Origin of the sequence: Flagellimonas olearia, from assembly GCF_004150225.1 — a bacterium.
Taxonomy (GTDB): Bacteria; Bacteroidota; Bacteroidia; order Flavobacteriales; family Flavobacteriaceae; genus Flagellimonas; species Flagellimonas olearia.
Map to the genome: position 1 here is coordinate 1 of NZ_ML142918.1, position 4,628 is coordinate 4,628.

At 41.5% G+C, this 4,628-nt stretch carries 4 protein-coding genes; all 4 read left to right on the top strand.

All coding sequences use genetic code 11. The features are described 5' to 3' along the window. A partial coding sequence (locus tag DN53_RS17785) for a T9SS type B sorting domain-containing protein (protein WP_129656265.1) occupies positions 1-682 on the top strand: 682 nt, incomplete at its 5' end. 13 nt (positions 683-695) lie between these two features. After that, complete coding sequence (locus tag DN53_RS17790) at positions 696-1,643, top strand: PorP/SprF family type IX secretion system membrane protein (protein ID WP_116217540.1); 948 nt, start codon at positions 696-698, stop codon at positions 1,641-1,643. 10 nt (positions 1,644-1,653) lie between these two features. After that, on the top strand, positions 1,654-3,600 hold the full coding sequence (locus DN53_RS17795) for an OmpA family protein (protein WP_129656266.1): 1,947 nt from the start codon (positions 1,654-1,656) through the stop codon (positions 3,598-3,600). 491 nt (positions 3,601-4,091) lie between these two features. Beyond that, the coding region (locus tag DN53_RS17800; protein ID WP_129656267.1) for a hypothetical protein at positions 4,092-4,628 on the top strand (537 nt) is incomplete at its 3' end.

Genomic DNA, 4,628 nt, shown 5'->3' on the forward strand with positions numbered 1-4,628 from the left:
CGAGGGAATTTATACCATCACCTATACCATCTGTGAGATTGCCAATGTGGAAAACTGCGATATGGCTACAGTTACTGTGGAGGTAACTGAAGGTATGGTCAACGTTATTGATGCCGTGGATGATTTTTATACTGAAGGAACAGGAGGGGGCGCTATTCCAAATGCCAATGTATTGTTGAACGATAGGCTTGATGGGGGGGAAGTTACCTTGTCAAATGTTATTTTGACTTCAGATCCAACAAACTCACTCACGATCAATGATGATGGTACCATAACTGTTGATTCAGGAATTACAGAAGGGGAGTATACCATAGAATATACCATTTGCGAGAGAGACAACCCTGAAAATTGTGACACGGCAACGGTCACGGTAATCATAGAGGAAATAGAAGTGAACCAGATGGTGACGCCAAACGGAGACTTAAAAAATGATTTCCTATTTATCCGTGGGGTCAGCAAGATAAAGTCGAGCACATTGCAGATTTTCAATAGATGGGGTGTAGCGGTTTATGAAGGCAAAAACTATGATAATGTGAGAAATGTTTTTGACGGTCGTTCCAGAGGAAGGTCCTCATTGAGTGTGAACGACTATCTTCCGGCCGGGGTATATTTTTATATCTTTAATTATGAAACCGAAAAAGGAAGTTTCACGGACACCGATTACATTTATATAAGCAGGTAACAATAGTGATAGAATGATAAAGAAACATTTTTTAGTTCCGTTTGTTGTATTGGGAATGATGTCCATGGGGCTGTTTGCCCAGCAAGATGCGCAGTATACACAATACATGTTCAATACCTTGAGCGTAAATCCCGCTTATGCTGGATCTAGGGGGCAATTGAGTTTTGCCGGATTATACCGTTCGCAATGGGTAGGTCTGGACGGTGCCCCCGAAACGTTTACCCTTAATCTCCATTCCCCTATCCGAAATAGCAGACTGGGTTATGGGGTTTCCATTGTCAATGATAATATTGGGGATGGTGTGGTACAGGAAACCTATCTGGACGCCGTGATCTCGTATACCATTGAAGTGGCCCGGGATGCAAAACTTTCCTTTGGATTAAAGGCAGGTGGAAACATGCTAAGTCTGGATTTCAACGGGCTTCGGAACTTTGATCAGGAAGTGGTCAGCCAGGACAATATCGACAATAAGTTCAATCCCAATTTTGGATTGGGACTGTATTACCACACCGATAAGTTCTATGCCGGGGTATCAGCTCCCAACATTTTGGAGAGCGAGTATTTTGACAACGATAATGATGATAACTCGGTGAACTTTTTGTCCGCGGAGCGAATCAATTTCTATTTTATAACAGGCTATGTTTTTGATGTGGGGGCCGATTTACAATTTAAGCCCGCACTGCTTACGAAAGCAGTGGGTGGTGCCCCTTTACAGGTAGATTTGTCTGCCAACTTTCTGTATGCCGAGAAGTTCAGTTTTGGAGCAGCCTATCGTTTGGATGCGGCAGTAAGTGCTTTGGCAGGATTTCAGGTCACAGATCAGATAATGGTGGGCTTGGCCTATGATAGGGAGGTGACCGAATTGGGAGGAACCCAGTTCAATGATGGTTCATTTGAGATTTTCTTGAGATTGGAATTGCTCAAATCGTTCCAAAGAACCGTTTCACCAAGATTCTTTTAAATAGGTTAGGATGCTAAAAAGAATACTCATACTTCTCATTGTGGTTTCAGGATGTGTCACAAACATGATGGCACAAGACAGTATTCCCGATAAACAGCAGGCCAAACGAAAGGCCAAGGCAGACCAACGTTATGAAGAATATTCATTTAGTCCGGCCATTGATATTTACAAAAAGGTACTGGATAAGGGATACGTATCCTCAGATTTGCTAAAGCGTCTTGGAAATGCCTATTATTTTAATGCCAAGTATGAGGAAGCCGCCAATATCTATCAAAAATTGGACGAGACCTACCCTGATGAGATGGAGGTGGACTATATCTTCAGATATGCCCAGAGTTTAAAATCTTTGGGAAATTATGACGGAGCCACAAAATTGATGGAAAGGTTTAAGACCATGACCGCTGTCAATATTGATTTTGATGAGGATTATTTGGCCAAGATTGATAAAAATTCAGGAAGATATACGGTAAAACCTTTTGATTATAATAGCAAGTACTCGGATTTCGCGGCTTCCTATTATGAAAAGGGACTCATTTTCGCCTCGGATAGGGATACGGGTAACCTGGCTCGATATAGGCATACATGGAATTCAAAGGATTTCTTGGATTTATACAAGGTCAATGCCGATAGTATTTCCAATGATAGGGTGGTAAAGCTTGAAGGGGATGTCAATACCCGGCTTCATGAATCCACTTCGGTAGTGAACAAGGATGGGACCATTATGTACTTTACCCGAAATAACTTTTTTGATGGGAAAAAGAAAAAGGATGAAGAGGGTATTATCCGTTTAAAGGTTTACAGTGCAGAACGGGTCAATGGGGTTTGGACGAACATTACCGAACTTCCGTTCAACAATGATTCCTATTCTGTGGCACATCCCATGTTGAGCCCAGATGGGAAAAAACTCTATTTTGTTTCCGATATGCCGGGAAGTGTTGGACAATCGGATATTTTCATGACAGAAATTATTGGTGATGGCACTTATGGGCCGATCATCAACCTAGGGAAAAACATCAATACCATTGGGAGGGAAACCTTTCCGTTCATAACAAAGGACGGGGTGTTGTATTTTTCATCGGATGGACATCAAGGTCTGGGTGGACTGGACGTATTTGCCACAAAAATCACCTATAACGATTATGATCAACCGGTGGTCAACGTGGGGAGACCCATTAACAGCCCTCTGGACGATTTCTCTTTTATTTTCAATTCAGAGGATAAGACAGGCTATTTTTCTTCCAATAGGGAAGGGGGCATGGGAGAAGACGATATCTATGGTTTTGTGGAGAACGAACCTTTGGTTTTGGACTGCATACAAGAGGTGTCGGGAACCGTTCGAGATCGTATATCCAATGAAGTGTTGGCAGGTGCCACGGTAAAGGTCATTGATGAGGAAAATAGGGAGGTATCGTCCACAATAACCGATTCCAAAGGCAATTATGTTTTGCAGTTGGATTGCTCCAAAGGGAATTTTGTAAGGGCATCCCGAGACGGATATGTACCCGCTGAAGAATATTTTAATAAGTCTGATGGAAAGCCCAGAATCATTGACTTTTATCTGGAACGTGATGTGGTAACTGGTGGATTTGGAGATGATTTGGCCAAGCTACTTCAGTTGAGCACCATCTATTTTGATTTGAACAAATTCAATATCCGTCCCGATGCGGAGATTGAAATCCAGAAAGTGATTGTGGCCATGGAAAAATATCCAAGCTTAAAAATCAAGGTCAACTCTCATACGGATAGCCGTGGAAACGATGCCTATAACCTTTGGTTATCGCAAAAAAGAGCAGAGTCAACAGTAAAATACATGATTTCCAAAGGAATATCGGCAGATAGGTTGCAGGGCGAAGGTTTTGGGGAGTCCAGACTGGTAAATGAATGTTTCAATGGAGTTCAATGCTCCAAGGAACAACACCAGCTGAACCGTAGGTCGGAGTTCATCATATTTGAATGATACTGGCTTAATAGTATTCCAATTTTCAATATGATATACACTTCCCTTGATAAACCAAGGGAAGTTTTTTTTGAAGGCCATCTTATTCGGGCATGGATGCTTTCTCGTTATGTAAGGAAGTCATGGTCCTGTTTTTAGGTTTGTTCCTTTTTCCTTTACTCCTTTCTTCTTTTTAAGAGAATGAAAGAGGTTTCTTACAATTTCGTTAACATTTTCAAAGCATCTTTTTGAGGGCTTGTCAAACCATTGATATTGCTGGTTTTATCGATAAACAGCCTTTGAAAATAGCAGGGAATTTACGCAATCACCTCAAAAAAATAAGACTATACCGTTGGATTCATGGTATACACAACAAATATTTTCACCCCCTATTAGTAAAGGTAATTTTGTAGCATGGAATAGAATTCAGGTGTTGGATTGAATAAGAAAACACTTGAAATCGAACAACAAATCACAAAAACACAATACGACCCTCAACTAATAATAACCCCATGAAAAAGAGCGTATTATTCTTATTCTTGCTGCTTGCTACAGGAATTGCCTTTTCTCAAACCACGGTTACTTTACAAGACCAATGCGATTGTGAAGTATTGTCCGGAACCGATGTCTCCAGTCCAGGAGCTCTTGTTCCCAGTGGTGCAGATATAGGTGACATTTATGTGAATACCAATACAGGAACCATTTATTTTTGGGATGGGAACTCGTGGGAACTCACAGCTACGGATGACCAGCAACTTACCGGTTTCACTTTTAATGATGCGACCAATACGTTGACATTGACATTGGAAAATGGGGGGAGTGTTAATGTTGATTTAAGCAGTTTGAGTGATAGTTTTACGGATACCAATACTACAATTGTTTCTTTTGGGATTGATGGAACCAACACCAATTTGGTGATTACAGATTCTGATACCAATACCTATGCTGTCTCACTGGCGGATATTGCAGCCTTGATTGATACAGACAACCAGACCTTATCGGAGGTACTCTCCGAGGGCAACAGCGCGGGCACTTCCATCACGAACGTG